This window comes from Endozoicomonas sp. (assembly GCF_051008435.1).
In the GTDB taxonomy this organism is placed as follows: domain Bacteria; phylum Pseudomonadota; class Gammaproteobacteria; order Pseudomonadales; family Endozoicomonadaceae; genus Endozoicomonas_A.
The window spans coordinates 1-1,735 of record NZ_JBPCXO010000480.1 but is presented as its reverse complement, the minus strand read 5'-3'; the positions used below and the strand labels follow the sequence as shown (position 1 = coordinate 1,735).

At 48.0% G+C, this 1,735-nt stretch carries 3 protein-coding genes; all 3 read left to right on the top strand.

Going from position 1 to position 1,735, the window contains the following annotated elements; all coding sequences use genetic code 11:
- Positions 1–108: zinc ribbon domain-containing protein (locus tag ACR2PX_RS23655; RefSeq protein ID WP_433997355.1), on the top strand; the 108-nt coding region annotated here is incomplete at its 5' end.
- Positions 109–128: 20 nt separating this feature from the next.
- Positions 129–1,001, top strand: a complete 873-nt coding sequence (locus tag ACR2PX_RS23650; protein WP_434001810.1) for a hypothetical protein — start codon at positions 129–131, stop codon at positions 999–1,001.
- Positions 1,001–1,630: a hypothetical protein gene (locus ACR2PX_RS23645; protein WP_434001809.1), complete on the top strand. Its 630-nt coding sequence runs from the start codon at positions 1,001–1,003 to the stop codon at positions 1,628–1,630. Before ACR2PX_RS23650 ends, ACR2PX_RS23645 begins: the two co-directional genes overlap by 1 nt.
- Positions 1,631–1,735 lie beyond the last annotated feature (105 nt).

The window sequence follows — 1,735 nt, the reverse complement described above, 5'->3', positions numbered from 1 at the left end:
TGGGTCTGTTCAGAGTGCGGAGCTGAACATCTGCGTGACGTAAACGCAGCAAGAAACATTCTTGCGGTCGGGCATGACCGTCTAGCTGTAGGAATCCCCGTTCTTTAGGGCGGGGAGGATGTCAAGTCGTGGTCATGATTGAGCTGGAGCAGCTACGAAAACTGGTTACGGTATATGGGGTTGAAAAAGAAACTTTTCTGGAGCCCTGCCTGGATCATATGCGCAGGGTTTCTCATAGTCTGAACCTTTTTGCCAAGCTGTTTGCTGATCTGGTAGAAAATCATTGTGCCTCCGACACCAGTAAAACCATCCTGCTGGAAATGTGCCGAAGATCCATAGGGGTGATTGATGATTGCCTGCCAGTCGCCTGGGGAGGCCAAAACTCCCAGTCAGCGGCTGAGTTTTGGCTGGATCGTCTGCAATATGTTGTTCTGGTCGACCGAACCTATGAGTTTCCGGATGCACTGGCAGGTGTCGACCTGTGTTTTGGCCATTATGACGGCAAAACCTGCCTTAAATTGCTTGATCCTGTCGTTGCCATGGCAACAAAACTTTCCGCAGTGCTGGAAGAAGGTAGAGGAAGCTTTTTTGAGTTGAAAGCCAGCTGTGATGGCCTGAGGGCCATTCAGAGCAGTCTTGAAAAAGGGTTCCTGCAAGCTTTGACAGATGGCCAGCTGCTGAAAGGAGCTGAATCAGATGCTATTGCCAATGCTCATTGCAGCTTAAAGAAAGCCCTATCGGTTCTAAGTGCTTATCAAGGTCGGGCTGAAGCAGTCAGACTGAAGGAAAAGGCTGAACTGGATGCATTTCTTGAGCAAATGAAGGAAGTGTCCAGTAGTTTGTCAGTGACTTCTACATCATCGAACAAGGGATCGGAGTCAGGGCATCAGAGTGACGACTCTGATAATGATGCTCTGTCAGAGCCAGAGGTAAAGACCAAAACAAGCACTACTGCTCCTTCTGATACCGCTGAATCCCTGGTAGCGGAAGCTGCTTATTGATGGGGCATAGCCAAAATCCTTCCAGGGCCCTGTTTCTGTTTCGTGAAGCGCTCAAACAGCCTCAGCTCTCAGACGACCAGAAGCTGGCAATCAAACTGGGGAGCTGTGAAGCCTGTCTGGCAGATGGCAATGAACGTCTTGGGAAGGTCATAGAGCACAGAAAGCACTTACAAACTTATGCCAGTCACTTTGAACATGGACAGGTTGTTTCGAATCAGGATGACAAGGCCTTTGTTGCAGCCATTCAGGCGCTGCCCGAATTGCAACAGGAACTGTTTGGTATTCTGCAAAGAGCGACCGCCATTATTAGTAGCTACACACTGCCTGAATCAGAAGGTGATTTAAAAACCAGCAGTGAGATGGTATTGGCAAGGATGGTATTGGCAAGGATGGTATTGGCAAGAATGGTATTGGCAAGAATGACCTCATTTCTTACAACCTGTCAGACGCTGATGGATTCTCAGGTGGACCTGGAAGAGCTGTTCAGAATGAGAGGGAATTACATTAAAAGTCATTTGTCGAATACAAAAGCCCGGTCAGGCGTGCCGTTATTAACCGCCTGCGATATTCAGTACGTCTGTAAAGTGGATGGTGATTTTGATGAAGCGCTAGGAGCCTGTCGGACTTAAGACAATTTCAGTGAGAAAGTTTACCTGATGGCTCTCCTGTCCATTCAAGCTTCTATACAAACTGTTCTCACCTTCACCATTTTTTCCCATAAATGGTAAAACAGC